Source organism: Photobacterium sp. TY1-4 (genome assembly GCF_025398175.1).
GTDB lineage: Bacteria > Pseudomonadota > Gammaproteobacteria > Enterobacterales > Vibrionaceae > Photobacterium.
This window is the reverse complement of the sequence record NZ_CP099735.1, coordinates 589,129-615,331: the sequence shown is the minus strand read 5'-3', so window position 1 is coordinate 615,331 and position 26,203 is coordinate 589,129. Positions and strand designations below refer to the sequence as shown.

The window sequence follows — 26,203 nt, the reverse complement described above, 5'->3', positions numbered from 1 at the left end:
CATGAATGGGGGAGAGTGTGCCAGAATAGTATTTTTGGATGTGGGACTGAGGATACATGGCAGTACTAGAAATTTTGGCTGCGCCTGACAGCAGGCTTCGTGAGCAGGCCGTAGACGTGAGTGATATCAGCGCGGTACAGACGTTGATTGATGACATGCTGGAGACGATGTACAGCACACCTAATGGGATTGGCCTGGCGGCCACCCAGGTCGGACGTACGGAAGCTATTGTGGTGATCGACATTTCTGAACAACGAGATGCACCTTGGGTTTTGGTGAATCCGAAGGTCATCCACGGGGAAGGGGAAACCATGGGGCAGGAAGGCTGTCTTTCGGTGCCCGGTTATTACGCCGATGTTCCCCGTTTCACCAAAGTGACGGTATCGGCTTTGGATCGTCACGGAGAAGCGATCACCATTGAGCGGGATGATTTCCTGGCTGTGGTCATGCAGCATGAAATTGATCATTTGCAGGGGAAATTGTTTATCGATTATCTCTCACCGCTCAAAAGGCAGATGGCACTGAAGAAAGTGAAAAAGCATCTGAAAACGGCGGTCTGAAGAAACGAAGCGAGAGCCATGGGCTCTCGCTTCGTTTTTATGGTCGATGACTCAGATTACGCGCCTACGGGTTAGGCTGAGCCTGAGTCTATTACGGCTCAGGGACGGCTGGACGTCAGACGACTCTCGATTTCAGCCAGCATCACGGGTGTGAAGGTCAGGTGGTCGACTTCAGGATGTCTCTCCTGCAGCAAAGGCTTGTCTCGCTGTTGTGCGTCGCTGTAGGTGATATAGCCGTAGCCACTGGGATACTCGAGATTCCACAACTGGCTTTTAGCAACCAGGCTGGAGGTGATGAACTGACCAATGTAAGTGACTTCACCGGGGGTGATGGTAAAGGTCAGGTTCAGCTCTTCCGGTGATTTGGAGTAAATCGACTTGTTTCCGTTACTGCCTTTGAAGCCGATGGAAAATAGTTGATATTGCCCGGCGGGCAAGGCGAGATAAAACAGTTGTCCTTTCAGGGTGTCACTGTCGAAGTCGGCCTCTTCATGGTTGCTGGCGACGGTCAGGTACTCAGCATCTCCAATTTGGCGGATGTAAAGGGTGGTGATCAGGCCTTCCCCGGACGCGGGCCAGATGGTGGTTGCACTTAAACTACCGGCCAGAAATCCGACAGGTTGCTCTGTGGATTCATACTTTTCAGGCAGTGAAACGTAAACGCCGCTGGAACAACCAAGCAGTAATTGGCTGATGAAAATGAACACGATGATTCTCATAGGTTTCCGATCCCTGCACTGTTGGAAATACTATGTATTTGAGTTAGCAGCCTATTTTACCGCTGTTCGGTGACAATATTGCTGCTATATATGCCATAGATTGTATTGAGTATCACGGAGTAAATGCGTTTTGGTGCTTTTTAGGCCCAGAATTATGAGGTTGTACACGAAAATTTGGCGGGGAAATGTTTTTCCTGGCAGGGGGGCGGGAGCAACGTTGCCCTGATTTGATGTGATTTGTACTGAGAGAAAGATCGACCCCATCACGATGTTTGCAGCTAAGACTGCGTGATTTAAAGACAATTTATGTCGAACCAGAGCCGGTCACTGATGAAATTTTTGGAGAGAGATGTGCTCTTATGACGCGGAACGCCAAGCCAGTCAGTCTGCAATGTACAGACTGGCTGGGTGGTCGGGAGCCGGCTCGGTGTTATTTTTTGAGCTTGTCGACGTTGATAACATTTTTGAACTTGCCGGCTTTACTGAGCAGATAGTCGACATCCGGCGGGAAGTCCTTGTTGGTTTTGGCGTGCTTCATCATGTCAAACACGGTAAATTCGGTCAGGATGGCATATTGATAAGATACAAAGTTGCCGTTGGCCTGTAAGGTCGGGTCGAAGTACTGATCTCCTTTGCGGATAATCGCATGGTCGACGATGGGATCTTCGCAGCGGTAGCCCAACACATAACGATCGCCTTTGCCGTAGATAACATTCATATAGCTGTTATAGAAGCATTCATCTTCAGTAGTGGTGCAGGTTTCCAGGGTGGCTTCATCCATGGCGGAGACGGTCACAATCCGAATCTTATCTGCTTTGTAGTTTAACTCTGTCAGTTGGCGACGTACTTCGTCGAGATTTACATCTGTCACTTCTTATACCGTATCAAACAAAAAACGCGGCATTATACCTCTACACGTTGAAAATGACACGGTAACTCATGCGCAGGGCTGCGGCCCTTTGGCAAAAAGTACTGCGATGACAAGAACCTGATGTCAACGGTGACACAATGAACCGAAAAAAGACCTGTTTTTATGAATCCAGATGTTTAAATGAGATTTATTTTCAATTAAGATATTGACCGTTTAATCGGACAAGCAGGATGTAGAAGCTTGTATTTTCAATAAAATTCACGGAGTGAATTTTAAATTTGTGTGCATTCCCGTAAAAGATGAATTGCCAGATGAACTTAAAGAAATCCAGTCTCGCGCTGATCATGGTCAGCATGAGTGCAGGCGTTCAAGCCGATAGCCTTGATACGGCCCGAGCCATTGAAAGTAAAACCAATGCCGCTTCTGCTTATAGTCAGAAGAAAATAGACAAAAGTGCCGAAGCTGCACTTGCAATGAAAGCAGAAGTCGAAATGCTTCAGGAAGAAGTGAAGAACCTGACGGTGTATCGTGATCACTTGGCCCGGCTTGTAGCAAGCCAGAATGCGGAAGCACAGAGCCTGAACGATCAGATCGCCGGCATTAAAGATACCCGTCAGGGTGTGGTGCCGCTGATGTATAAGATGATCGACGGGCTGAAGCAATTGGTGGCGACGGACAAGCCTATCCGTCAGCAGCAACGTTTGGCGCGTGTCGCCAAACTGGAATTCATGATGGCGCAGGCGGATGTCAGTGATGCGGAGAAATACCGTCGTATTCTCGAAGCGTACCAAGTTGAAATGGACTACGGCACCAAACTGGGTGTCTTCCAGGGGCCGCTGGCACTCTCTGCCGAAGAGTCTATCGAAGCGGAGCAGCTGTATCTGGGCCGAATTTCCCTGGTTGCCCGTAGCTTAGACGGCACGCGCTACTGGGCGTGGAATGACAGTCAAACCAGCTGGCAGACACTCGATAACGAGATGGCTGCGAATGTGGATAAGGCATTTGCCATTGCGACCAAACAGGCTGCGCCGAGTCTGGTGACTTTACCGGTGTCTGTGCATGTGGAGGGCAAATAAATGAAGATTAAAGCGTTAGTCGCCGCACTTTGCCTGTTCACGTTGCCAGCCACCGCCATGGCCAATACGGAGCTGGTGGATAAGACCCGCCAAGCACAGCAGGTTCAGAAAGCCCACAATGCAGAGCGTGAAGCCGGTTTCCGCCAAACGGAGCAACAAATCCGGGCTCAGCTGAAAGCTCTCAAAGCCCAGAAAGTACAGCTTGAGCAGGAAACGGAGCGCTTGAGCGAAACGTTCAGTGAGAATGAGAACAAACTGGCTCAGCTTGAAGAGCAATTGCGTCTGGAAACCGGCAGCCTGGGTGAGTTGTTTGGCGTTGTTCGTCAGACCGCAAAAGAGCTGGATTCTGAAATGGCATTTTCGGTCACCAGTGCTGATCGTCATGCGTTCAAAGATGTTGTCGCGGACGTCGTGGAAGCCAAGGCACTGCCATCGCTGTCTCAGTTGTCGGCGTTGTGGCAGGGCATGAGCGATCAAATTACAGCCAGTGCCGAAATGCGTGAAGTGACGGTACCGTTTATTAACGGTGAAGGCTATCAATCTGATGTTCAGGCCTACCGACTGGGCAGCATCGGGATGATTGGCGAGCAGGGCTATATCGCGTGGGATGGCGAGCGCCGGGTAGCAACGCCGTACTTGAGACAACCGGAACAAGGACCGGTATTCGGCGCGATGTCACCGCTGTTGGATTCCGGCCTGCAAATGGCCGTGGTCGACCCGTCTCGCGGCATCATGCTGGAACAACTGGCCAACACACCGGAGCTGAAAGATCGGATCGAACATGGTGGCGTGGTCGGTAAAATCATCCTGGGCTTGCTGGGGATTGGTGCCCTGATTGCCCTGTTCCGCGGGATCAAGCTTCTGGTGATCCGTCAGCAAATTCAGTCTCAGTTGAAAAAACCGACGCAGCCGGGGAATAACCCGCTGGGCCGTGTGTTGCGAGTTTATAACAAAGAGCAGAAACGTTCCGTGGAAGCTTTGGAGCTCCGGTTGCTGGAAACCATTGTGGATGAGCAGCAGGGTTTGGAGAAAGGTCTGTCGATGCTCAAGCTGCTGGCGGCGCTGGCTCCGATGCTGGGTCTGCTGGGTACCGTGACCGGGATGATCGAAACCTTCCAGGTGATCACGCAGTTCGGTAACGGTGATCCGACCGTGATGGCCGGCGGGATCTCAATGGCGCTGGTGACGACCGTGCTTGGCCTGGTTGCTGCCATGCCGCTGTTGCTGGCCCACAACGTGCTGAGCACCCAGGCTGAAACAATCCGTAATATCCTCGAAAAACAGGGGATTAGCCTGGTTGCCGCGCAAGCAGAACAAGCAGGAAGTGCCGCCTGATGGAAACATCACTATTTGAACTCCCCATATTGCAAACCATAGGTGCTGAAGGCTGGTGGTACACCTTGCAGCATTTCATGGACCAGGGTGGTCAGGTGTTGTGGTGGCTGGCGGCTGTGGTTCTGGTGAAATGGCTGCTGGTGATGGAGCGGGTGTTGTACCTGCTCGTCACGTACCCGAAACAGCAGAAAGCCTGGTTACAACAATGGGAAGCCAGGGCGGATCAGTCGTCCTGGTATGCCCGGGCCCAGCGGGAAGGCTGGTTGAGTGAGGCGCGGCAAGCGCTGAGCCAGAACCTGAATTTCATTAAGGTGTTGGTTGCCATTTGTCCGATGCTTGGACTGCTGGGCACGGTCACCGGGATGATTTCGGTGTTTGATGTGATGGCGACGCAAGGTAGCAGCCAGCCTAAACTCATGGCCTCCGGGATCTCTCTGGCAACCTTACCGACAATGGCCGGGATGGTTGCGGCACTGGCCGGAATGTTTGTTCACGCGCGGTTGGCGAAGATTTGCCACTGGCGTGAACTGAAGTTAGAAAAAATATTAAGGAGTCAGTGATGAGACTGAACCGTCCGTCTTCTGCTCGAGAAGAAGCCCAGGTGGATTTGACCTCCATGTTGGACATCGTATTTATCATGCTGATCTTCTTTATTGTGACCAGCTCGTTTGTCCGTGAGTCCGGGGTTGAAGTGAACCGGCCACAGGCCAGCCATGTGGTCAGCCAAAAAGATGCCGGTATTTTTGTGGCGATCACTTCTGCCAACGATATCTACATCGATAAGCGCGTGGTCGATGCCGAGCGGGTTCAGGCGACGTTGGAGCATTTACTGCTCGACCAGCCGGATGCGTCGTTGGTGATCCAGGCCGATGAGCATGCTTACAACGGCACCGTCGTGAAAGTGATGGATGCGGCCAAAGGGGCCGGTGTGAAAAACATTGCCCTGGCAGCGGAGAAAGGCTGATGTTGCGATTACTCATGGCTCTGCCTGCTGCGCTGGCAATGGCTTTGGGGTTGTTCACCCTGATGGCCTGGATGGTCGATAATGGTGACAAGTCGCTGCCGGAAGACAAGCCGATGCTCGCTTTCGACATGGTGATGGTTGAGCAGGACACGGAAATTCGCCGTCGTCAGCGGGCTGTCCCGCCGCAGCCGGATATGCCGGAGCCGCCACCGCAGGCGACCCCGGCGGCCTCGCAGCAGGCCGTGACGGCCAGTATTGCACCGACCATGCCGAACCTGTCGCTGGATACCGCCGTGACCGGGGTGCAGGTTGAAGCGCCGCAATTTTCGGATTTCGGGACCAACCAGCAAGCGATGCCGCTGTACCGCGTTGAACCGAATTATCCGGCCCGGGCACAGAAGCGGGGGATGGAAGGCTATGTGGTGTTGTCATTTACGATCGATCCGAATGGCCGCCCGACCGATATTCAGGTTCTGGATGCAAAGCCGCGTCGGATCTTTGAACGGGAAGCTGTGCAGGCGCTTCGACGGTGGAAATACCAGCCGAAAGTGGTGGATGGGGCTGCGATTGCGCAGGTGGGTCAAACGATCAGACTGGAGTTTAAGTTAAATCAATGATGAAACGTCTCGTGTTATTACTTGCTCTGGCATGCACAACTGCCACGACTCACGCCGAGCTGACGCAATTTACGGCCAATAAAGTTCAGCGTGCCCATAACCTGCAGCAAGAAGACAAACTCGGTGAAGCTATCGAGTTGCTTGCTGATCTCGAGCCTGCTAAAGCGTATGACAAGGCATTTGTGAAGCGGATGCTGGGGGTGCTCTATTGGCAGCAGGGCAGTATCAAGCCTGCGATTAAGCATCTGGCCTATGCGGTGGACACCGGATTACTTCAAGACCAGCAGGCCTGGACCACCCAGCGAATGCTGGCCGATATTCTGCTGACTGATGCGCAGTACAAACGTGCGTTGCCGCATTATTATCAGCTCGCCAAGAATATCCCGGAGCAGCAAGAACCAGCGCAACTCTGGCTGCGCATTGCCCAGTCCCATTATCAGTTGAGCGAATGGCAGCAGGTGCTGAAAGCCGTGAAGGTTTATCAGGGATATGTGCCGCAGCCGGAAGTGCCGATCCTGTCCATGAAACTGGGCGCTCAGCTGCAACTGGAGCAATGGAAAAGTGCCTTGCCGACCTTGCAGAGCCTGATCGCCCTGCAACCGGATCATTTGTCCTGGTGGCAACAGACTGCGGGTATTCAATTGCGGCTCGGCCGTTCGAAACACGCACTGGAAACACTGGCTCTGGCGAAGCGGCAGGGGGTAGCATTGACCCAGCAAAACCTGACTACGTTGGCGCAGCTCTACGCCCAGCAGGGGATCCCAGAGCGGGCAGCCAAGATTTATGCGCAACTGGATGGCGTTCAGGACGATCCGGAATTGATGTCCGTGCAAGCCATGTACTGGCAGCAGGCAAAAGAGTGGGACAAGGCCATTTCATCCTGGGAAGTTGCAGCGCGACTCGACAATCGGCATCGCTGGGCGCTGGCGCAGCTGTTGTTGCAGGAAGGTCAGTTTGATCGGGCATTGGCTGAACTCAATCGTGTGAAGCAAAAAGCCAGTCAGGCGGATGTTGAGCTGGCACGGGTTCGGGCGTATTACAAGCTGAAGGATTTTGATCAAGCTATTATTCATGCCAAACAGGCAAATAACATCCAGCCGACGGCGGCTTCCAAAAGCTGGATCAAGTACCTGAACCAGATGCGAAAAATGGATGGGTAACGTATCTGTTGCCAAACAACTGTTGCTATAGAACACAAGGCCCCGGTTCGGGGCCTTTTTTGTATGGAATGACAAAGCCTCTTTCCCTCAAGCGCGTGTTTTATTCGAGAATTGGTATGATTTATCTCAACAGAAGCAGCGCAGACGATAAGCTATAACTATTCGCCGTCGACAAGGACTCATGATGACCGTCCCGATACGAAGCTTGACCTGGCAGACCATCGTGCGGGCATACCGCCAGGAATCGTGGGATGTGAGTCTGACATTTCAATCGTTAAGGGGCTTGTATGGCTGTTCATGAAATCCGAAATATTGCATTTGTCGGTCAAAGCGGGGTAGGAAAAACCAGCCTGATTGAGCGGCTGTTATCTGACTCCCAGACCATCACCCACCTCGGCAGTGTGAAGACCGGGGACACGGTAACGGATTGTGATCCCCAGTCAGTCCAGTACCAGCACAGTATCGAAACCACGCCGGTGACGCTGACCTGGCAGTCCCATCGCATGAATATCATTGATACCCCCGGCGTACTGGAGTTGTTGGGACGGACGTTCAGTATATTCCCGGCGATTGAATCGACGGCGCTGGTGCTGGATGCCAATACGCCGCTCAATCAGGTCTCCGATCGTTTGTTTTCATTTGCACGGGATCAACAAAAGTGCCAGATGGTGATCATCAATAAGCAGGATCTCAATCCGGATAAGATTCCGGCGCTGGTGGCTGAACTGGTCTCGCATTTCGGCGCGGCATGCCTGCCGATTAACCTGCCGACCCAAGATGGTACCGGTGTGGTCGATTGTTTTTTTGAGCCGGCGTATGAACAGGCGACGTTGATGAGCTCGGTTGAAGCTGCACATGAGCAGTTGGTCGATCAGGTGATTGAAGTGGATGAAGCGCTGATGGCACTTTATTTGGAGCAGGGTTCTGAATTGTCACCCGCGCAATTGCACGAGCCGTTTGAAGCGGCATTAAGAATGGGGCACGTCATTCCGGTGTGTTTTGTTTCCGCAGAAAGCGGGGCCGGTGTTGAGTTGCTGCTGCGCACCTTGATGGAAATCATGCCGACACCCGAGGAGGGGAATCCGCCACTGCTGGAAAAAAATGGCCGCCCGGTGCTGGTGAATCTGACCCAGAGCGATCACAGTGTCGCCCATATATTTAAAATCAGTGTTGACCCTTATTTAGGGAAGATGGCTTATCTTCGTGTGTTTCAGGGAGAAATCAACGCAGGAAGTCAGCTGTATATCAACGACAGCCATAAATCTTTTAAGGTCGCTCATCTGTATCAGCAACAGGGGAACAAGCGGATTGAAATCTCAAAAGCCATCGCCGGAGATTTCTGTGTCCTGGCCAAAATTGATGAACTCTATTTTGGCACCGTGGTTCACGATTCCCATGATGAAGACGGGATCACCATGCACCCTCTGGAATTCCCGGAGCCGATGTACAGTTTGGCGATACGGCCCACCAAGCGGGGAGATGAACAGAAGCTTTCCGAAACGTTGCAGAAGATTGCCGCAGAAGATCCGACGCTACGCCTGGAGCACCGGAGCCGAACCAATGAAACGGTTCTCAGTGGGCAAGGGGAATTCCATCTTAAAATCGCTCTGGAGAAAATGGCTTCGATCTATAAGCTGCAAGTCGAAACTGCTGAGCCGGGCATTGAGTATTTCGAGACGATTACCGAAGCGGCAGAGGGGCATTATCGCCATAAAAAACAAAGTGGCGGAGCCGGTCAGTTTGGCGAGGTCCAGTTGAAAGTTCGGCCGCTGGCACGTGGGGAAGGTTTCCAGTTTATCAACAAGGTGGTGGGTGGGGCGATCCCGACCTCATTGATCCCGGCCGTCGAGAAGGGGATCCGACAGGCGGTCGAAGAAGGTGCGATCTCAGGCAACCCCATCCGTGATGTCGAAGTGACGGTCTACGACGGGAAACATCACCCGGTCGACTCGAAGGAAATTGCTTTTGTGATCGCCGGGAAAAAAGCATTCCTTGATGCAGTGAATCAGGCCAGTCCAATTATCCTCGAACCGATTGTTGAGCTATCCCTGTTGGTGCCGACCCTGTCTGTCGGGGACGTGACTGGCGAGCTGGCCGGAAATCGCGGGGTGATTCTGGGCACCAATGTTGAGCCCAATAATTTTACGGCCCTGCAAGTGCGGGCGCCCCTCAACGAGCTGCAAGGGTATGCGCAGCGTTTACGTGCCATGACGGGCGGCGAGGGATGTTTTAGCATGGTGTTGAGCCACTACGAGCAAGCGCCTCACCATGTTCAGCAAAAGGTTTGCCAGCGTGAGCAAAGCGGCGATTAAAGGTATGCAGTGAGGGAGGATAGCCCGCTAATGGCTTGTTATACATCAAATTTTATAAATTTTCTTATCAGTTATACGCGCTGGCATGATATGCTTTCGTGCACATAAAGAGCGGACCAGGCAGCGGGATTTGACTATCTTTGGCGGTAGCGTGTTTTTGTTCCAGCCACCTGTCTTTGCCGAAATGGCCTGCTTTTGCGTAAGCTGGCCATGTTAAATTATCTGCTTTTACGTAGTTGTCCGCTTTGACGTCAGTTGCCTGTTGTTACGCAAAAAAAGGGATTGAATATGAATGTCGATGAATTTAATCACTTTTGTGGTTCTTTCCCGGCAACCACCCATGTTGTGCAATGGGGAAATTCTCAGGTTTGGAAAGTCGGTGGCAAAGTGTTTGCGATTGGCAGTCGTGGAAAGCAGGAGCAGCCTGCGTTTACCTTTAAAACCTCAGACTTGAATTTTGTTTTCCTGAGTAACCATGATGGGTATATCCCGGCCCCGTATTTCGCAACGCGGGGGATGAAATGGATTCAGCAAACCGAAACCTCGGGTGAGTTAGATGAAGCGCTCAGATATTACCTTTCCGAGTCATACCGTATCGTGGCACTTGGTCTGAGCAAGCGACAACAGCAAGCATTAGGGATCAATCTGCACCCGGCGCTTTGAGTCGCTTGATGTGATGCGGTGAACAGGTTTTTCCATCGAGGCCGTTTTTTTCGTGTTTTCATGAAAGCCAAACCGCAATATGGAATGCGGATTTTTCAAACATCGACGTTAAGGAGAGCTATCAATTGATGTTTCCGGAACTTAGCACCTCACGACTGACCCTCACGTCTCTTTATCCAGAAGACAAAGATGCGTTGTTTGAGATTTTCTCAAATGATTTAGTGGTCCAGTATTATGATGTGGCAGCTTTTCATCAGACCGAACAAGCGGTCCGGTTAATCGATCTCTTTCAGTCACGTTTTCAAAATAAGCAGGGGATTCGCTGGGCGATTCGATTGAAAGAAACCAACCAGCTTATCGGAACATGCGGGTTTAATTCATGGAATGCCGGAATGAGACATGCTGTTGTTGGCTACGACCTGCGGCCTGATTATTGGGGGCAGGGGCTCATGGCAGAAGCGGTGCATGCGATCATTCAAGCCGCCTTCGACGGGATGTTACCTTGCGGAGCTTTGAATCGTATTCAAGCCGATACGGTGATTGGGAATACGGCATCGGAGCACGTGTTGCTGAAGCTGGGCTTTGTCGAAGAAGGGATCCGCAGGGAATCTGGCTATTGGAAGAACCAGTTTCATGATCTCAAGTGTTTCGGCCTGCTCAAATCTGAGTTCAGAAGTGAATAAACGCTTGAAGGTGTATGAAAGAGGCGGTGCATTGAATCATTTCCAGCACCGTTGATCGTGGCAGGGCTGAAGCCTGCGATGATCAACGGTTGTCGCAAAGGCAATCGCTAAGGTAATCACCAAGGAGAGCATCATGATTAGTCATATCGACCATCTTGTATTAACCGTTGCTGATATTGACGCGTCTGTTCAGTTTTATCAGCGCGTGCTGTTAATGGACACTGTGACGTTCGCCAACGGTCGCAAAGCAATGAAGTTCGGGAATCAAAAAATCAACCTACAGCTGTTAGGGCAAGAGAGAAGAAATAAAGCCGGTGTTGGTTCCGGTGACTTATGTCTGATTTCATCGTGGCCGCTCGAAGATGTCGTCGCGCATCTGTCGAAAGAGGGCATTGAAATTGTGGAAGGCCCTGTGACCAAGTCCGGTGCCATGGGAGCCATTGAATCGGTGTATTTCACGGATCCCGACCAGAACCTAATCGAAATCAGCGTGTACCCATAATCAAATCGTCGCCATGCCGCCTGGGATGAATGTCGCGACATTACTTGCAGCTTCGCGACAATACCTGCTACATCGCAAAAAAATCAATATGCGCCTTGGGTCGAAGGCGATCACGCGTGACAACCACAGCATCAGCACGAATCTAGCATAGCAATTTCTATGGTTTGCCGATTGTACGGCAGAGCCCCATCGGGGGCATTTCACGTTCCATAACAGTTTACACTATCGAGAAAAATAACCATGCAGTATGAAGTTTACAGCCTGAAAGACAGAGCTGATTTAATTGACCAGGTTGCGTCACTGGATGACCGTTCATGGCCGCTGTTTCTCCAAAATGGCGATGCGAAGAGCTGGTCTCGTTTTTATGACGAACTGAGCGATACGGTCCTCGTATTGGTTCAAGGTGACAAGGTGATTGCGGCTGGTTTTACCGTTCCGGTCATCTGGGACGGCACACCTGAAAACTTGCCGGAATCGATCGAGGCCGTGTTGCTGAACGGTCTTCACGCGAAGCGTCACGGCTTGAAGGCGAACACCTTGATTCCAATTGGTGCTTTGGTTGATGCTGAGGCACAAGGCCAGGGGCTGAGTGCGAAAGTGCTTGTCGAAATGAAAACCCTCGCGCTATCGCTGGGATTAACCTCCCTGGTGGTCCCGGTTCGGCCGACCAAGAAAGCGCAGTATCCGTTGCAATCGATCACGGATTATTCAACCTGGCGCAACAGTGATGGCTACTTGTTTGATCCTTGGCTTCGGGTTCATGAAAAGCTGGGCGCAGAAATCATTCATATCGCTGCAAGTACCCTGGAGGTTGCCAGCTCGCTGAGTGACTGGTCGGCATGGACAAAAATGGTATTTCCGGTTTCGGGGGAATACGTGGTGCCAGGTGCCTTGATGCCGGTAGTGGCTGATACAGACAACGATCGGGCAGTTTACAACGAACCGAATGTCTGGATGCTTCATCCAATGCAATGATGCACGCTGGTTAAAAATCAATACATTTACTTGTTTTCCTCTCGGGCCGGCTGGGCGAGTTATGTTCATCACAAGGAAGCACATGAAAAAATCGATTGTCCCTCAAGATTTTCAGCATTATTACGATGACTGGCATTTTTCACCGGTGATTGAAAGTGATGGAACCGTGTATTTGTCCGGCGTGACAGCGGCAAGAAAAGACAAGCCGATTAGCACAGATCCGGAAGAGCAGTTTCATGATGCATTCTATAAGCTGGGTGTTTACTTAGCCGCGGCTGGCCTGACGTATGACGACATTTTAGAAATGACGACTTTCCATATCGATCTACGCCAGCACATCGAGACGTTTTCCAGTGTTAAAGATCAGTATATTCAGGCCCCTTACCCTGCCTGGTCTGCGATTGGGGTCTCAGAATTTATTCCTCAAAATGCGCTGGTGGAAATGCGGATCGTCGCCAAGCGCAGCTGATACATGCGAGAATTCGTCGTGATGACGGGTTCTCTTTTTAGTCAATGATTCAGCCAACATGTCTGGGTTCCCGGTGGGTATTCATCCGCGTCAGTTGTTACCAAGGAAGAACTATGTCAGTTATTTTACCCAAGCCGTTAAAACCGGGAGATAAGATAGGATTCTTTTCGCCATCATCCCCGGCAACTGTATTTGCACCGACTCGGTTCAATCGGGCGGAATTGTTTCTGTGTAGCAAAGGCTTTGAACTACAGCCTGGTTTATTGACCGGAAAACATGATCACTACCGGTCAGGCTCAATCCAAGAGCGGGCGGATGAATTCAATGTATTGATCCGAAACCCTGAGGTTCGGTGTGTGATGTCCACGATTGGCGGCAGTAACAGCAATGCGCTTCTGCCGTATCTTGATTATGATGCCTTGATCCGGGATCCCAAGATCATCATCGGCTATTCAGATGTCACCGCGCTGTTGCTGGGGATATATGCCAGGACCGGGTTAATCACATTTTACGGCCCTGCGCTGGTTGCATCTTTTGGAGAGTTACCTCCTTTAGTTGAGGAGAGCTACCAGTCTTTTGAAACGATGTTGTGCCAGCAGAGCTTCCTTCCTTTTCATTATGCGATGCCGCAGCGATGGACCGACACGAAAATAGACTGGGAAACACAGACTGAGCCGAAGCCTACCCAAGACAATGGCTGGCTTTACCGGGGACATGGCGTCGTTTCAGGTCGTTTGATCGGTGGCAACCTTAATACGATGGCAGGTATTTGGGGGAGTCCCTATATGCCGGAAATCGTCGACGGCGATATCTTATTCTTGGAAGATTCACTGAAGGGGATCGAAACCGTCGAGCGCGCATTTTGTCACTTAAAAGCTTGTGGCGTGTTCGACAGAGTCTCGGCGATTGTGCTGGGCAAGCATGAACTGTTTGATGATAAAGGCACGGGGCGAACACCTCTGGATGTCCTGATTGAAGTGCTAAATGGCCAGGCGCTGCCTATTTTGTACGGCTTTGATAGCTGTCATACCCACCCGATGCTCGTCACTCCGCTTGGCGTCGACGCTGAAATCGATTTTGATGCCGAGCGCATTTGTCTGAAGAGTCCATGGTTGGCACTGGCTTAAACGAAAGGTAATTGGAGTCACAGTGATTGAATTGAAAAAAGCGACGACTGGCGATGTTGATGTCTTCGTGGGGTTTGAAAGTGATGCGGATACACGGCAGTTCATTCTGCCGTATTCAGCGGAAAAGCATCATGCGGTCATGCGTCAGCCAGATGTGATTTACCTCGCCATCATGCAGGCGCAAGAAGTGGCTGGTTTTATCATCTTGGCATTAGATGGCGATGACAGCGTGGAGTTTCGGCGAATTGTGGTGGGGAGCAAAGGCGCCGGAATCGGTCAGGCAGCCATTCTCGCTATGGAGCAATATTGCCGGGTGCAACTGGCGCGCCGGCGAGTTTGGCTTGATGTGTTTGACGCCAATGACAGGGGGAAATACATCTACCAAAAACTTGGTTATCAGCCATTTGCCACCGATAACGTTGCGGGTCAAACGCTGCTGCTGATGGAAAAATGGCTCTGATGGTGCTTCGACATGAAAGGTTCACGGCTATAACAGTGAACAAACCCCTATACCGGATAAAGACATCGGATAAAGACATAAAGGAAGCTGATGCGCCAGTCGTTACGAGAGAAAGTCATTCAAGTTTGCAGTAAGAAAATCAGCCAGAAAGGCGAGCATGTTGGTGTGTCGTTTTATGCGTTTTTTGCCAACAAAAACGATGAACCTGAGCTGCTGATGGAAGCGGCGACGTGGTGGATCCAAACCCACCAGTTGGACCACTTCGAAAAAGCGACAAAAATTATGGCGATGGTCGAGTCAGGTCAATAGGGCTCCTGCTTGTTAGGGGGCGTAAGGGAACGGAAGGGAAAACTGCTTCATGGGAAAACAGATCGGGAGCCCGGAAAGAGCGATTTATCACGACGAAGATCGGGTCATCCGGCCATTGAATCCGTGGTCGGCGACCATTCACCGCCTGCTGGAGCATTTACATGTTCACGGCGTGATGAATTGCCCAAGGTTTATTAGCGTTGACGGTGAACAGGAGGTATTGAGCTACATCGAAGGCGAGACGTACAACTATCCGCTTTCGGGGGCCATTGCCAGCCACCATGCGTTAACTTCTGCGGCCAGTTTGCTGCGGCAGCTCCATGACGCCTCTGTCAGCTTTTTATCATCGAACTCAGACCATCAACATCAATGGATGCTGCCTGCACAAGCGCCGCAGGAAGTGATCTGCCACGGCGACTTCGCGCCTTATAATGTCGCTCTGAACGGGGAAGTCGTGAGCGGCGTCTTTGATTTCGATACGGCGCATCCCGGTCCCAGAGTGTGGGATATGGCGTATGCCGTTTATTGTTGGGCACCTTTCAAAACCGATCCGACGGATGCGCTGGGGACCCTGTCAGCACAGATTGAGCGGGCCAGGGCATTTTGTGATGCCTACGGGGCGAGCGCTGCGCAGCGACAACTGTTGGTTGAGATGATGATGAAGCGACTCGCGGCCCTGGTGGCGTTCATGCAGAGCGAAGCGGATGCAGGTAATGCGCAGTTCAAGACAAACATCGCCCAGGGACATCATTTGAGTTATCTGGCCGACATCGACTATCTCAAACAGCACCGGCAGGTCATTACCTCGGGGTTACTGGTTGGGATTTGAGACGAGAATGGCAATGATGGCTCTTTGCTGTGCGAGGTACTTTTCTCAACAAAGAGCCTGCGCAACAAAGAGCCGGATTCAGATTAGTTTGAAGTACGGTATTTTTTCAGCACTTCATTGAGGGATTGTGATGTGTCGGTGAGCTGCTGAATATTCCCGACTGACTCTTGCGATGCGTTCAGCAGTTGGCTGGACTGCTCCCGAATATCGTTTAACTCCGATGCAATTTCATTGACCACCGCCGTCTGCTCTTCAGCCGCCGTCGCAATCTGAGCACTCATGTCCATCAGAGATTTGGCTGAGTCAGCAATTTCGCTGACATCCGTGCCAATTTCACCAATCAGCAGGCTGCTTTGCTCCGCTTGCGCCAGGGTTTGATTTGTTTTCAGCGAGATTTCCTGAGTCTCGGACTGAAGCTGATCGATCATGCCCTGAATTTCAATGGTGGCATTTTGTGTCCGGCTGGCCAGGGTACGCACTTCATCCGCGACCACGGCAAAACCGCGCCCTTGTTCCCCGGCCCGGGCCGCTTCAATGGCAGCGTTAAGTGCCAGCAAGTTGGTTTGTTCCGAGATTGCATTGATCGTGGTGATCACATCATTGATCGCGGTCGCTTTCTCATTCAGGCTGATCACACTGTCTGCGGCACTGCGCGTATGCTGCGACAGGGTGGTCATCATCGCAATCGCTTCCTGGACGCGATCATTGCTTTGCATGATGCGGGTGGTGTCTCGGTCCGATTGATCTGATGCCTGCACACCGTAGTTTGCAATCTCTGTGGCGGTTGCTGACATTTCTTCCATCGCCGTTGCGACAGAGTCTACGGAGGCGTATTGCTTGTTCACGCTGGCCTCAGATACTTTGGCGTCTTGCGAAAATGCAGTGGCCGTTTCATACAGCGTCGCCGAGCCGGATTTCACGGTATTGACCATGTCACTGATGGTATCCATGGTACGGTCCAGCTCGTGACCGATCACGCCGAATTCATCCCGGCCAATGTGGAAACCCAGCCGTGAGGTTAAATCGCCGTCAGCAAGGCGGCGGGTGGTTTGATGGATCACCCAAAGCGCGCCCATCAAGTGCGTTGATACCCAGTAAAAAATGATTGCCAGTGGCAACAAAGGCAGAAAAGAGAGGGCAAATTGGGTGAGTGCGGCGCTTTTGGCGGCTGCGTCGACTGCCGGCACCGTAAGAACGGCATATTGGCCATGAATGGTGGAAGATGCAGTGACTTGTTGATCGGAGGAAGAAGCGATGGAAGAACGAAGTTGAATGCCTTGGGATTGCAGGACTTGCTGTACCTGGGCTTCATCGGCTTTGATCGCCAGCAGGGTCGTCACTGCGGTATCGACCTGGGCTTGTGCGCTGACCCGGCTGGTTGTACTGAGGTGATCCAATGTCGAGAAGTAGTGTTTTCCTGAAAAGCCAATCAGCACCACGGCAAACAAGCAGAACAGAATCCAGAATTTATCCGTCACATTGGTTTTTATAAGCAGCCGATCAATCGGCCTGAAATCAACTTCTCTCATTGTGTCCCTCAAAGTTAACCAAAGTATTATTCAATGTAATTGCGGTTTAACGGCGATGATTTTCACATAAATTAATAACCAGGTTCAGTTGTTGCGATATGTTTGGTGATTCACGTCACGTATTTTTTCTGTGGCGTTATCTGTTTACTGAATGACGTCAGGGTCGGAAGTCGAGCAGAGAGCGTTGCAGAAACCGTTAAATTGTTGCGGTCAACCAAACTGAGCGAAGGGTCGTTGTGAGCACACAGCAAATGTCCGGTCGGACAAAAAAGCGAGTATTTGATGAAAATACTCGCTTGTGGGTGCTTTGAACGTGCGGGAGTGACTTAGCTGTGGGAGATGAGATTTTTCAGCCGCTGTAGCAACGCTTTCAGCTCATTCAGTGCTTCTTCTTTGAATAAAGCGATATTAGTGACATCAACATCCGTGGCATCCATGTAGTCTTCCAGATGATCGACGGCTTCGTGCTGCCCCTGTTGACGGAGTGCTTCTGAAGCCTCTTCCAGTTGCACCAATAGATGTCGCAGTTCGTGAATACGGCTATCGATCTCAGCAAGTTTTTGATGATCCATGATGTGCTCCTTATCGAGTGACCATGATTAAAAGTCCAGGGGTAATAAAGAACACACCCAGAACGTAGCCAACCGCATAGAGTTTTCTTTCCGCTGCGGCGCCGGCAAGTTTTTCAGAAAGGATCAGCGGAATTTCACGCAGGAAAGGAATGCCGTAAATCACCACAACGCCAAGAATGTTGTAGACCAGGTGGACGATTGCGATTTGCAGTGCAAACACCGCATTTCCGCCGGAGATTGCCGTGGCAGCCAGGAGCGCGGTAATACAGGTTCCGATATTTGCGCCCAGAGTAAACGGGTAAATATCCCGGACTTTGAATACGCCTGAACCGACGAGCGGCACCATCAGGCTGGTGGTGGTTGAGGAAGATTGAACCAGAACTGTCACCAGCGTGCCGGAGCCGATCCCACTGAGCGGGCCACGGCCAATGGCGGCGTGAAGCACTTGTTTCGCTTTGCCGACCATCAGGGTTTTCAGCAGTTTGCCGATTAAGGTAATGGCAAAGAAAATCAGACCAATGCCGAGAATGATCGTCACGGCGCCGGCCATGGTCTGGTTCAGGCCCAGCGTCGACAGCAGGTCGCTGATAGCACTGATCACCGGCTTGGTGATGGGTTTGATGAAGTTCAAACCGCTCATGCTCATGGAATTGCCGCCGAGGAAGAAATTCGCAATCACCGCTGAAGCTTTCTCCAGAAAGCCGAACATGATCTCCAGCGGCAGGAAGATCAATACACTGATAACGTTGAAGAAGTCATGTATTGTGGCAGCGGAGAAAGCGCGTTTAAACTCGTTCTTGTCCCGGACGTGTCCCAGGCTCACCAGGGTATTGGTGATGGTGGTGCCGATATTGGCGCCCATCACCATCGGGATGGCGGTCGCGACGGGTAAGCCGCCGGAAACCATCCCGACAATAATCGAGGTAACGGTACTGGACGATTGGATCAACGCCGTACAAATGGTCCCGATGATTAATCCCATAAAGGGGTTGGCAGCAAATTCGAACAACTCTTTGGCATGATTCCCGGTGGCGGCTTTAAATCCGGAACCGATCATTCCGACGGCCAGTAAAATCACATAAATTAAGCTGATAACGGCCAGCCACTGCGGCCATTTCTGATTCACACCCAATGCAGGCGAGGCTTCACTATACGCACTCATTCCATATCCTCTGAAAAATAATGAAGGTGAAGAAGAACGTGTAGGTTATGCAACTTGTATTACCTTTCGGTGACGTGACTGCATGCTTCGATACGATTTGCGGCTTGGTCAAATTTTAAAGTTAAGAATTTGAACTGACGCATCCCAAATGGGTGTTATTCACCCATTTGGAGCGCAATGGAAGTAGTTATTGGGAGATTACTTCCAAACCAGATTGTTCGTTTCATTGTTGAACGAGAAGCCGAACATCGGTTAGCGCTTGGCGGCAAATTGGTAGGGAACGTTGCGCCGTTTCACCAGCGTTGATTTGATAATGGACGTATTGGTGTCCGCCAGGGTCGACACTTTATCCAGCACATCATCCAGTTGCGACATGCTTTCAAAGCAAATTCGGGCGAAGAAGCAGTCTTCACCTGTGACTTTATCGCACTCGATGATTTCCGGGATGCGCTCGATCATCGCTTCCAGTTGCTTGATTTTTCCTGGGTGCTGGCGCATGCGAACAATGGCCATCAGAGGATAACCAAAGCTTTCCGGATCAAGTTCGACTGTATATCCGGCAATGACGCCATGTTCTTCCATCTTTTTGAGTCGTTCATTGATGCTCGGCGAGGACATATTGACTGCACGGGCTATCTCGGCGACGGGGAGTCGGGCATTGGTGTCCAGCAGTGTCAGGATCTGACTGTCGATGGCGTCAAGTGACCACTTTTCATTTTTAAGTACTTTTCTCAATTGGACTTCCTTTTTAAAGAGATAACCGATATGTGCCTTGTTTATCGTATTCGCTGATAGGGTATTCACGCGTAATCTATAAGCTATCACTATGAGTTGTTAAAGGTACATAGCAAATGTTTAGCTCAGATAAAGAAAAAGGCGCCCTGGAGATGGTTGCCGCTATGATGCTCTCCGGGACGATTGGCTATTTCGTCATTGAGTCCGGGCAGTCGTTCTGGAATGTGGTCTTCTTCCGTTGTTTGATCGGCTCCCTGTTTCTCGCTGCGTATGTGGCCGCGACCAAGCAATTTCGAAAGGAGATGATCACGGTTTCTGTGCTTGGGGTGATTATCGCCGCTGGCGTGACGCTGGTTGGCAACTGGGTGCTCTTGTTTGCCTCGTTCGACTATATCCCGTTTTCCATCGCCACAATTGCTTACCATATGCAGCCCATGATGCTGGTGCTCGTGAGTGCACTGTTAACCCGGCAGCTGCCCGGTTTCAATACAATGCTTGGCTTGATTGTTGCAATGATTGGCCTGGGCTTGGTTGTGGGGATCCCACTCGATGACATTTGGGCGGTCATCCGTGGTGAAAGCAAGGCGGATGGCGCAGTTTGGGGGCTCTTATTGGCGTTAGGCGCGGCATTTTTGTATACCATTACGACCTTGCTGACGAAACAAGTCAGTCATGTACCCGCCAGTGTGATTGCGGTAATTCAGGTCTTTTTAGGTGGGTTATTCCTGCTGCCCTGGGTCAATTTTGAAGAGCTCCCGATCGAAGCATCCTCCTGGGGTAGTCTGTTGTTTCTTGGCTTAGTGAATACCGGATTCATGTACGTCATCATGTATGACGGGTTTCAAAGGCTAAGTACGTCGCTGATCGCTATCTTATCCTTCATTTATCCAGTCACCGCTTTGTTTGTGGATTACCTGGCGTTTGACCACACCATCACAGTATTGCAGGGCGTTGGCGTTGTCCTGATCCTCTTGGCCATCTGTGCGGTGAAATTCAACTGGCATATGAGTTTCCGCGTACGAGATCGATTGAGCCACCAGAGACCGTGATTGAGGAACGTTCGAGAAGGCGAACCGGTTGGTTCGCTTTTGTCGTCCGGTATTTAAACGATGAAATCAACAGGGCTTTTTGTTCCCGCCCGACGGTTTCCAATAACGTGTGTGTAAATTTCCGTTGTTCGTAAATCAGTATGGCCAAGAAGTTCTTGAACGGTTCGAATATCTGTTCCGTTTTCCAGCAGCCGTGTTGCGAAAGAGTGGCGAAATGTATGTGCTGTAACTCTTTTGGAAATATCACTGGTCCTGACGGCTTCTCGAAGTTGTCTGGCAAATGCGGTGGCATGTAAATGGTGTCGACACACATAGCCATCATAAGGATGAATACAGCGATGACTCGATGGAAAAATGAATTGCCATCCATATAATTTTAATGCTCCCTTGTACTTTCTTAGCAGGGCCGGAGGTACAGAAGCCATGCCAGCACCGTCATCCAAATCTTTCTGATGAACTTGCCTGGCGATTTCGACTTGTTTTGTCAAAGGGGAAATCAGGGAGTTTGGCAGCAAAGTATATCGATCCTTGCTGCCTTTGCCATTGAATACGAAAATCGATTTGGAATCAAAATTGATGTCTTTTATCCGTAACGACAATGCTTCTTGAATGCGAAGCCCACAACCATACAGAATTGCTGCCAGCAACCAGTATTTTCCCCTTAAATGGCAGAGAATCGCTTTAACCTCACGCTCGCTAAGAACGGTGGGCATCCGCTTCGGTGTACGAGAATTTTGATAGCGTAGTTGGCTGATCTCCCTACCAATCACGTAGCGGTACATAAAAATGATGGCGCATAAAGCCTGATTCTGAGTAGCGGCACTTACTGCTCGATTGGCGGCGAGGTGGTTCAAAAAACGTTCAATCTCAGAATTGCCCATATCCGCAGGGTGACGCACATCATTGAACTTGATGAACCATCGGATCCAATACAAATAACTTTTTTCAGTGCGAATACTGTATTGGCGTGTGCGTAGTTCGATTCGTACCTGATTTAGAAATGGCGATCCTGTCATAATGAACGTCCTTAGGAGGTTGTCTGTATATATATACAGTTATATTTGAATCAGGCCTATTTTCCAAATAATTATGGTATTAACGAGACAGACGATGCTTGCTTTGAACAACATGAAAATTCTATCTGGTTGATTATAAAGGATAATCAATAAGGAAATGATTGCATACGAGGTCTCGTTAAATCACAATGCTTACTTTATGCAGATGTATTGAAGATTAACGTTTGAAACTGGTGACCTAACAGGTTGAAATGAATGGTTTTTTGCGGTTATAGTTTCGGAATGATCGGTGTGGTTGCTGTGTGGAATCGAGCATGCAGCCTAATACGCTGTTAGGCTTAAAAGTTAAAGTTAGCAAAGGTATGAAATGATAGATGAAAAACTAAATATGCTAAGGGCAAGACATTATGCCGGTGCGGGTCTCTGCGTCGCTAGTCTCATTGCCTATACTACGCTTTCAAACCTGACGCCTATATTAATATTTTCAACCTTTTGTTTTGCTATTGCATTACCTGCACATATGGCAGTTGCTTTTATGGCAGAGCATTTTTTATTGTCTACACATGAAACTAAACAGGGGTTCGACAAATTCATAAGTCGCCCTAGTGCGATCGCAAGTGTATTCTTTTCATATATGGGCACCGCCATAGCCGTAGTAGCAGTGGTTTTTTCATTAAGTTTTTGGGCTGGCATATTCTTCCTAGCTTCAGCGTTCATAGCATACAAAGTTACTTCAAGTGCAGATGCTAAGTGCAAAAAAGCCTAACAAATAAGGATACGTGTCGCGCAGCCGACACTTCTATCCGGGTGTTGGACAAGCCCGGACGGCCTTATTAAGCAAATTGCTCGCTTGGGATTCGGTGGGCGTTGCGCCCGCGGCTTTCTTCAGGGCAAGCGCAGCCTGGAAGTGATCATGCTTTGTTTCACTTCAATGGGTTACCGCCTGAGTTCGGTCATGCGTCGGCTTTCTCCTGGTTGCGGTCAGTGCCATTCTCCTTATTCTGTTTGCCTTTTCCGGCTACCCCGGTCGGGTGATGCCGACACAGCACATCGTATGCCGGCAGCATGGACAGTCCCGTGTTGCTTGCTGTGGCTCGGTGTTCACAGGCAACTGCCATGCCGGTAAGCCGAGCAACATCAGCTGGATGCTCAGCCGCAGTACTCTCGCGCTGCCGTGCAGCAAGCCGTAGTCCCGCACCCGTTGTAACCCTTTCGGCAGCACATGCTGCAAGATCAACCACAGGAACTGCACCACCGGCAGGGTACGTGTCGCCGGTTGCCGGGTCTGGCTGTCGGTGTAACGAAAGGTCACCTGACGGTCATCGAACCGGAGAATATCTTGGTCGGGCAAAACGCCCCGGTAAAGGTAGCGCGACAGGTATTGCAGTGCCGGCAGGCCCCGTCCGACCGCGCGGCAGTCAACCACCCAGGCGGCTGGCAGCGGTGCCGGGGGCAGCCCCAGCGTCGGGTGACGGGCAATGGCATCGAGCAGTCGTGCACGCCAGACTTTCGCCAGGGCGGTGTGGTGATAGAGGAAGCCCTTCCTGCCTTTGTGCCACTGCCTGCGCTGCGGGTGATAGAACCCCGACGGCATCACGGCATGGAGATGGGGGTGGATATCTCGCCGCCGGTTATGGGTGTGCAGCACCAGAGTAAACCCGCTGCTCCCGCCATGCTGCCGGCGGGTAAAGTCCTTCAGTACCGAGGCCGCAACCCGGAACATCACGCCATAGAACGCTTTGGGCTGAGTGCAGGCGAGGCCGCGCAACGGCGCGGGCACCGTGAAGGTCAGCATGAAATACTCAGCCGGCAGCAGCTTTGCTTCCTGGCGGGCGAGCCAGTCTGAGGTCGTGCGTTGCTGGCACTGCGGGCAAGCGCGGTGGCCGCAGCCCAACGGCAGCCGATCGTCATGGCGGCAGTGCGGGCAATACCACTGGGCATGGCCGGCCTGCTCAGTCCGGCAGCGCCGCATCGCTGAGATTGCCCGGCGGATATCCGGGGTGAGCCTGTCGCCGTAGTGGCGGAGAAATTCATGATAGTGGGTGGTGAGCAGGGAGACAAAGGTGTTCATGATACCTCCCATATCACCGCCAGCTGATTGGCCAGCGCATTGACAGCCAGGGTCGCAGCGGCCGACTTGACCTCGGTGAACTGGGTATAGCGGGCGGTGGTGTTGAGGCTGGCATGGCCGAGCAGTACCTGCAGGGAGCGCAGGTCCAGCCCCGCTTCCAGCAAGTGGGTGGCATAACAATGGCGTAATGAATGGGGGCTGATCCGCTTGTTGATCCCGCAATCCCGGCAGACTTGTTTCATCGCTTTCTGAACGCCGCCGCGATCCATCGGCTTGGTGGAGCCAATCCCCGGGAAGAGCCACTGCGGATGGCGGTGTGAACGCCAGTGCTGGCGCATGACGGCCAGGGTTCGGTTGGGGAGCGGCACCCGCCTGTCTTTCCCGCCCTTTCCCTCCCGGACATGGACCTGCATGGTGCGGGCATCGATATCGGCCGTGGTCAGGCTCAGTCCCTCACCAAGCCGAAGGCCGAGGCTGTAGAGGGTAAAGAAGAACACTTGGTAGCGGGGCTGGCGGGTCAGGGTGATCAGCAGCCCCACCTCGTGGGGCGTCAGGAGATCAGGCAGCCGCGAGACCTGCGGCGGCTTGACGATATTGAGCCATGCCCACTGTTTGTTGAGGGTATAGCGGTAGAAGAACTGCAGGCCATTGCGGTCGAGCTTGACGGTGCTCCAGGAGTGGGTGTGGATAAGCTGGCGGAAGTAGGTGCGTAACTGCTCGTTTGTCAGGGCGTCAGGCGGGCAGTCGAAAAAGGCGGAAATACGACGTACCGCACGGCTGTAGGCATCAACGGTCGCCGGGCGCTTGCCTTGTAGGATAAGATTATCAAGGTGTTGCTGGTATAGCGCATCGAAATGGCGCTGTTGTTGGGCGTTCATGATACTGTCTCCTGTCCGTTGCCGGCATGGCAAGGTTCAGAGATCAGTATGTGAGTTGCTGTAGCTCTGCCGCGTAGCGGCTTCGTTCAACAAACTGTTTAAGAGTGATTCGCAACGCGTGGCATTTTTACTATGCGTTGCTTTAGGTGTTTAAGGTGGTATGCGGTGACTTCGGCATTGCGTTGCTCACACCTTAACAGGGCTACATGGACTCCCCCGGTTGTCAACAACAGCGTCAGGTGATGCAAGGTTTGGGACTGCCGCTCTACATTCGGTCTGTTTATTGGCTCTAACGCCATGACCCTGATGACACTTCGCGGTTGCGGTTCCTCATTCGTTAGAAGGCATCAAATGTGCCCGCCGCATTATCAGGTTTTCCCGCAAAAGGTCTGAACCTTATATCATCATTGGCTATTGCAAGGACCCGGTGAAGTAAGTCACTCCGTTGACGAAAAACACTCAGTTTTTATATCAGTTGATATTCCGTATCGTTTCTTAACAGTGACCAGATAATTCGAGCATTTTTTGCCGCAAGAGCAACAATGGCTCGTTTGAAACCTCGGCGTTCAACGAGATTTTTGCACCACAAACTGAGCCGATCAGTTTTATCGCCGAGACTGGCGATCACAGCCCGTGCGCCATGAACGAAGAGTGTTCTCAAATACCGGTCACCTTTTTTGGTAATTCGTCCGAGCCTTGGTTTACCGCCGGTTGAATACTGGCTGGGAACCAGCCCAAGCCAGGCAGCAAAATCGCGGCCTTTATCGAACTGCTCACCTTTGCCGATACTGGCGATAACGGCTGTTGCTGTAATGGGTCCAATGCCTGCCACTTTCATAATTTTCTTCGCTTGGCGGCTCCGGGAAACCAGCATATCGAAGCACTGCTCCTGATCTGCAATTCGCTGATTCAGAGTGAGTAAGTGTTCAAAGCAATCAGAAATGAGCGCTCTGGCCAGATCCGGAAGTTGGTTTTCAGCATCTTCAAGTGCATCAGGAATTGCGCGTTGAAGAGCATAGCGACCGACGGGGGCGATGATACCGAATTCGGCTAGCATGGCCCGGATCTGATTCAGTAATGCTGTTCGTTCATGGACCCAATGATCACGCGCCCGGTGCAGGAGCAGAATGGCTTGCTGCTCAGCAGATTTGATCCTCACGAAGCGCGTTGAAGGACGGGTGACAGCCACGCAAATCGCGACGGCGTCATTGAGATCGTTTTTGGCACCCGTTCTGAAAGGCGCCACATATTTTGATGCCATGATCTTTGGCGTATGACCGAGTTTAGCCAGCTCTCGGGCCCAGTAATGAGAGGCGCCGCAGGCTTCCATCCCGATAATTGCTGGCGGGATATTGGCAAACGTCGAGAGAACTTTCGATCGTGATATTGTTTTGTGGATCAACAGCTTGCCTTGGTGATCCTCACCGTGGATACTGAAGCTATATTTGGCTAAATCAATGCCATAGATAGATTGTGACATGGTGGCCTCCAGCGATTTTGTAATCAGACTTACCAAGTGTGGCAAAGCCTGATGAGGGGGAGTCCATGTCATTCGATACA

Annotated in this window: 29 protein-coding genes; 19 read left to right on the top strand and 10 right to left on the bottom strand. The window is 51.4% G+C overall.

Annotated features, from left to right (window positions below; all coding sequences use genetic code 11):
* Positions 1-56 precede the first annotated feature (56 nt).
* Complete coding sequence (def, locus tag NH461_RS19525) at positions 57-560, top strand: peptide deformylase (protein WP_261604261.1); 504 nt, start codon at positions 57-59, stop codon at positions 558-560.
* A 98-nt stretch (positions 561-658) separates the two neighbouring features.
* On the opposite strand, the gene NH461_RS19520 is transcribed toward def, so the two are convergent.
* Positions 659-1,279 (bottom strand): hypothetical protein, encoded by a 621-nt coding sequence (locus tag NH461_RS19520; RefSeq protein WP_261604260.1) that lies wholly within the window; start codon positions 1,277-1,279, stop codon positions 659-661.
* Positions 1,280-1,709: 430 nt separating this feature from the next.
* Positions 1,710-2,150: a hypothetical protein gene (locus NH461_RS19515; protein ID WP_261604259.1), complete on the bottom strand. Its 441-nt coding sequence runs from the start codon at positions 2,148-2,150 to the stop codon at positions 1,710-1,712.
* A gap of 311 nt (positions 2,151-2,461) precedes the next feature.
* Between NH461_RS19515 and NH461_RS19510 the strand changes: the two genes are divergently transcribed.
* The 16 genes from NH461_RS19510 (at position 2,462) to NH461_RS19435 (ending at position 15,631) form a co-directional block, all read left to right on the top strand.
* On the top strand, positions 2,462-3,226 hold the full coding sequence (locus NH461_RS19510) for a DUF3450 domain-containing protein (RefSeq protein ID WP_261604258.1): 765 nt from the start codon (positions 2,462-2,464) through the stop codon (positions 3,224-3,226).
* Positions 3,227-4,561, top strand: coding sequence for a MotA/TolQ/ExbB proton channel family protein (locus NH461_RS19505; RefSeq protein WP_261604257.1), 1,335 nt, complete (start codon positions 3,227-3,229; stop codon positions 4,559-4,561).
* A 77-nt stretch (positions 4,562-4,638) separates the two neighbouring features.
* Entirely contained in the window at positions 4,639-5,121 is a 483-nt protein-coding gene (locus tag NH461_RS19500) for a MotA/TolQ/ExbB proton channel family protein (protein WP_261604592.1), read from the top strand.
* The gene (locus NH461_RS19495; RefSeq protein WP_261604256.1) at positions 5,121-5,525 is read left to right on the top strand and encodes an ExbD/TolR family protein; all 405 of its coding nucleotides are present in this window, start codon (positions 5,121-5,123) and stop codon (positions 5,523-5,525) included. The genes NH461_RS19500 and NH461_RS19495 overlap by 1 nt, the downstream gene beginning before the upstream one ends.
* Entirely contained in the window at positions 5,525-6,142 is a 618-nt protein-coding gene (locus NH461_RS19490; protein ID WP_261604255.1) for an energy transducer TonB, read from the top strand. The genes NH461_RS19495 and NH461_RS19490 overlap by 1 nt, the downstream gene beginning before the upstream one ends.
* Complete coding sequence (locus tag NH461_RS19485; RefSeq protein WP_261604591.1) at positions 6,142-7,302, top strand: tetratricopeptide repeat protein; 1,161 nt, start codon at positions 6,142-6,144, stop codon at positions 7,300-7,302. Before NH461_RS19490 ends, NH461_RS19485 begins: the two co-directional genes overlap by 1 nt.
* A 287-nt stretch (positions 7,303-7,589) precedes the next feature.
* Positions 7,590-9,614: an elongation factor G gene (fusA, locus tag NH461_RS19480; RefSeq protein WP_261604254.1), complete on the top strand. Its 2,025-nt coding sequence runs from the start codon at positions 7,590-7,592 to the stop codon at positions 9,612-9,614.
* A 288-nt stretch (positions 9,615-9,902) separates the two neighbouring features.
* A complete protein-coding gene (locus NH461_RS19475) occupies positions 9,903-10,277 on the top strand; it encodes an MmcQ/YjbR family DNA-binding protein (RefSeq protein WP_261604253.1) in 375 nt (124 codons plus the stop codon).
* A 128-nt stretch (positions 10,278-10,405) separates the two neighbouring features.
* Positions 10,406-10,960 (top strand): GNAT family N-acetyltransferase, encoded by a 555-nt coding sequence (locus tag NH461_RS19470; RefSeq protein WP_261604252.1) that lies wholly within the window; start codon positions 10,406-10,408, stop codon positions 10,958-10,960.
* A 133-nt stretch (positions 10,961-11,093) separates the two neighbouring features.
* A complete protein-coding gene (locus tag NH461_RS19465; RefSeq protein ID WP_410000133.1) occupies positions 11,094-11,462 on the top strand; it encodes a VOC family protein in 369 nt (122 codons plus the stop codon).
* A gap of 240 nt (positions 11,463-11,702) precedes the next feature.
* Positions 11,703-12,437 (top strand): hypothetical protein, encoded by a 735-nt coding sequence (locus NH461_RS19460; protein WP_261604251.1) that lies wholly within the window; start codon positions 11,703-11,705, stop codon positions 12,435-12,437.
* Positions 12,438-12,519: 82 nt separating this feature from the next.
* Positions 12,520-12,906: a RidA family protein gene (locus tag NH461_RS19455; protein ID WP_261604250.1), complete on the top strand. Its 387-nt coding sequence runs from the start codon at positions 12,520-12,522 to the stop codon at positions 12,904-12,906.
* 113 nt (positions 12,907-13,019) lie between these two features.
* A complete protein-coding gene (locus tag NH461_RS19450; RefSeq protein ID WP_261604249.1) occupies positions 13,020-14,033 on the top strand; it encodes a S66 peptidase family protein in 1,014 nt (337 codons plus the stop codon).
* Positions 14,034-14,055: 22 nt separating this feature from the next.
* Positions 14,056-14,493, top strand: coding sequence for a GNAT family N-acetyltransferase (locus NH461_RS19445; protein WP_261604248.1), 438 nt, complete (start codon positions 14,056-14,058; stop codon positions 14,491-14,493).
* A 90-nt stretch (positions 14,494-14,583) separates the two neighbouring features.
* A complete protein-coding gene (locus tag NH461_RS19440; protein WP_261604247.1) occupies positions 14,584-14,802 on the top strand; it encodes a DUF6500 family protein in 219 nt (72 codons plus the stop codon).
* A 49-nt stretch (positions 14,803-14,851) separates the two neighbouring features.
* Complete coding sequence (locus NH461_RS19435; protein WP_261604246.1) at positions 14,852-15,631, top strand: phosphotransferase enzyme family protein; 780 nt, start codon at positions 14,852-14,854, stop codon at positions 15,629-15,631.
* Positions 15,632-15,714: 83 nt separating this feature from the next.
* Here the strand turns inward: NH461_RS19435 and NH461_RS19430 are convergent, their stop codons facing one another.
* From NH461_RS19430 to NH461_RS19415, 4 genes are all read right to left on the bottom strand, one after another.
* Positions 15,715-17,160 (bottom strand): methyl-accepting chemotaxis protein, encoded by a 1,446-nt coding sequence (locus NH461_RS19430; RefSeq protein WP_261604245.1) that lies wholly within the window; start codon positions 17,158-17,160, stop codon positions 15,715-15,717.
* 326 nt (positions 17,161-17,486) lie between these two features.
* Complete coding sequence (locus NH461_RS19425) at positions 17,487-17,732, bottom strand: hypothetical protein (RefSeq protein ID WP_261604244.1); 246 nt, start codon at positions 17,730-17,732, stop codon at positions 17,487-17,489.
* A 10-nt stretch (positions 17,733-17,742) separates the two neighbouring features.
* Positions 17,743-18,894 carry a Na/Pi symporter gene (locus tag NH461_RS19420; RefSeq protein ID WP_261604243.1) on the bottom strand — a complete coding sequence of 384 codons (1,152 nt, stop codon included), beginning with the start codon at positions 18,892-18,894 and terminating at the stop codon, positions 17,743-17,745.
* Between the two features lie 252 nt (positions 18,895-19,146).
* Positions 19,147-19,629: an Lrp/AsnC family transcriptional regulator gene (locus tag NH461_RS19415; protein ID WP_261604242.1), complete on the bottom strand. Its 483-nt coding sequence runs from the start codon at positions 19,627-19,629 to the stop codon at positions 19,147-19,149.
* A gap of 116 nt (positions 19,630-19,745) precedes the next feature.
* Between NH461_RS19415 and NH461_RS19410 the strand changes: the two genes are divergently transcribed.
* Complete coding sequence (locus NH461_RS19410; protein WP_261604241.1) at positions 19,746-20,678, top strand: DMT family transporter; 933 nt, start codon at positions 19,746-19,748, stop codon at positions 20,676-20,678.
* A 53-nt stretch (positions 20,679-20,731) separates the two neighbouring features.
* Here the strand turns inward: NH461_RS19410 and NH461_RS19405 are convergent, their stop codons facing one another.
* Complete coding sequence (locus NH461_RS19405; RefSeq protein ID WP_261604240.1) at positions 20,732-21,694, bottom strand: integron integrase; 963 nt, start codon at positions 21,692-21,694, stop codon at positions 20,732-20,734.
* A gap of 367 nt (positions 21,695-22,061) precedes the next feature.
* Here NH461_RS19405 and NH461_RS19400 point away from each other — a divergent pair, with 367 nt between their 5' ends.
* A complete protein-coding gene (locus NH461_RS19400) occupies positions 22,062-22,460 on the top strand; it encodes a hypothetical protein (protein WP_261604239.1) in 399 nt (132 codons plus the stop codon).
* A gap of 252 nt (positions 22,461-22,712) precedes the next feature.
* Here NH461_RS19400 and NH461_RS19395 read toward each other — a convergent pair whose 3' ends face one another.
* The 3 genes from NH461_RS19395 to NH461_RS19380 form a co-directional block, all read right to left on the bottom strand.
* Positions 22,713-23,765 carry a transposase gene (locus tag NH461_RS19395; protein ID WP_261602379.1) on the bottom strand — a complete coding sequence of 351 codons (1,053 nt, stop codon included), beginning with the start codon at positions 23,763-23,765 and terminating at the stop codon, positions 22,713-22,715.
* On the bottom strand, positions 23,762-24,643 hold the full coding sequence (locus tag NH461_RS19390) for a site-specific integrase (RefSeq protein ID WP_261604238.1): 882 nt from the start codon (positions 24,641-24,643) through the stop codon (positions 23,762-23,764). Before NH461_RS19390 ends, NH461_RS19395 begins: the two co-directional genes overlap by 4 nt.
* Before the next feature lie 466 nt (positions 24,644-25,109).
* Positions 25,110-26,123 carry an IS110 family transposase gene (locus tag NH461_RS19380; RefSeq protein ID WP_261604237.1) on the bottom strand — a complete coding sequence of 338 codons (1,014 nt, stop codon included), beginning with the start codon at positions 26,121-26,123 and terminating at the stop codon, positions 25,110-25,112.
* Between the last annotated feature and the right edge of the window lie 80 nt (positions 26,124-26,203).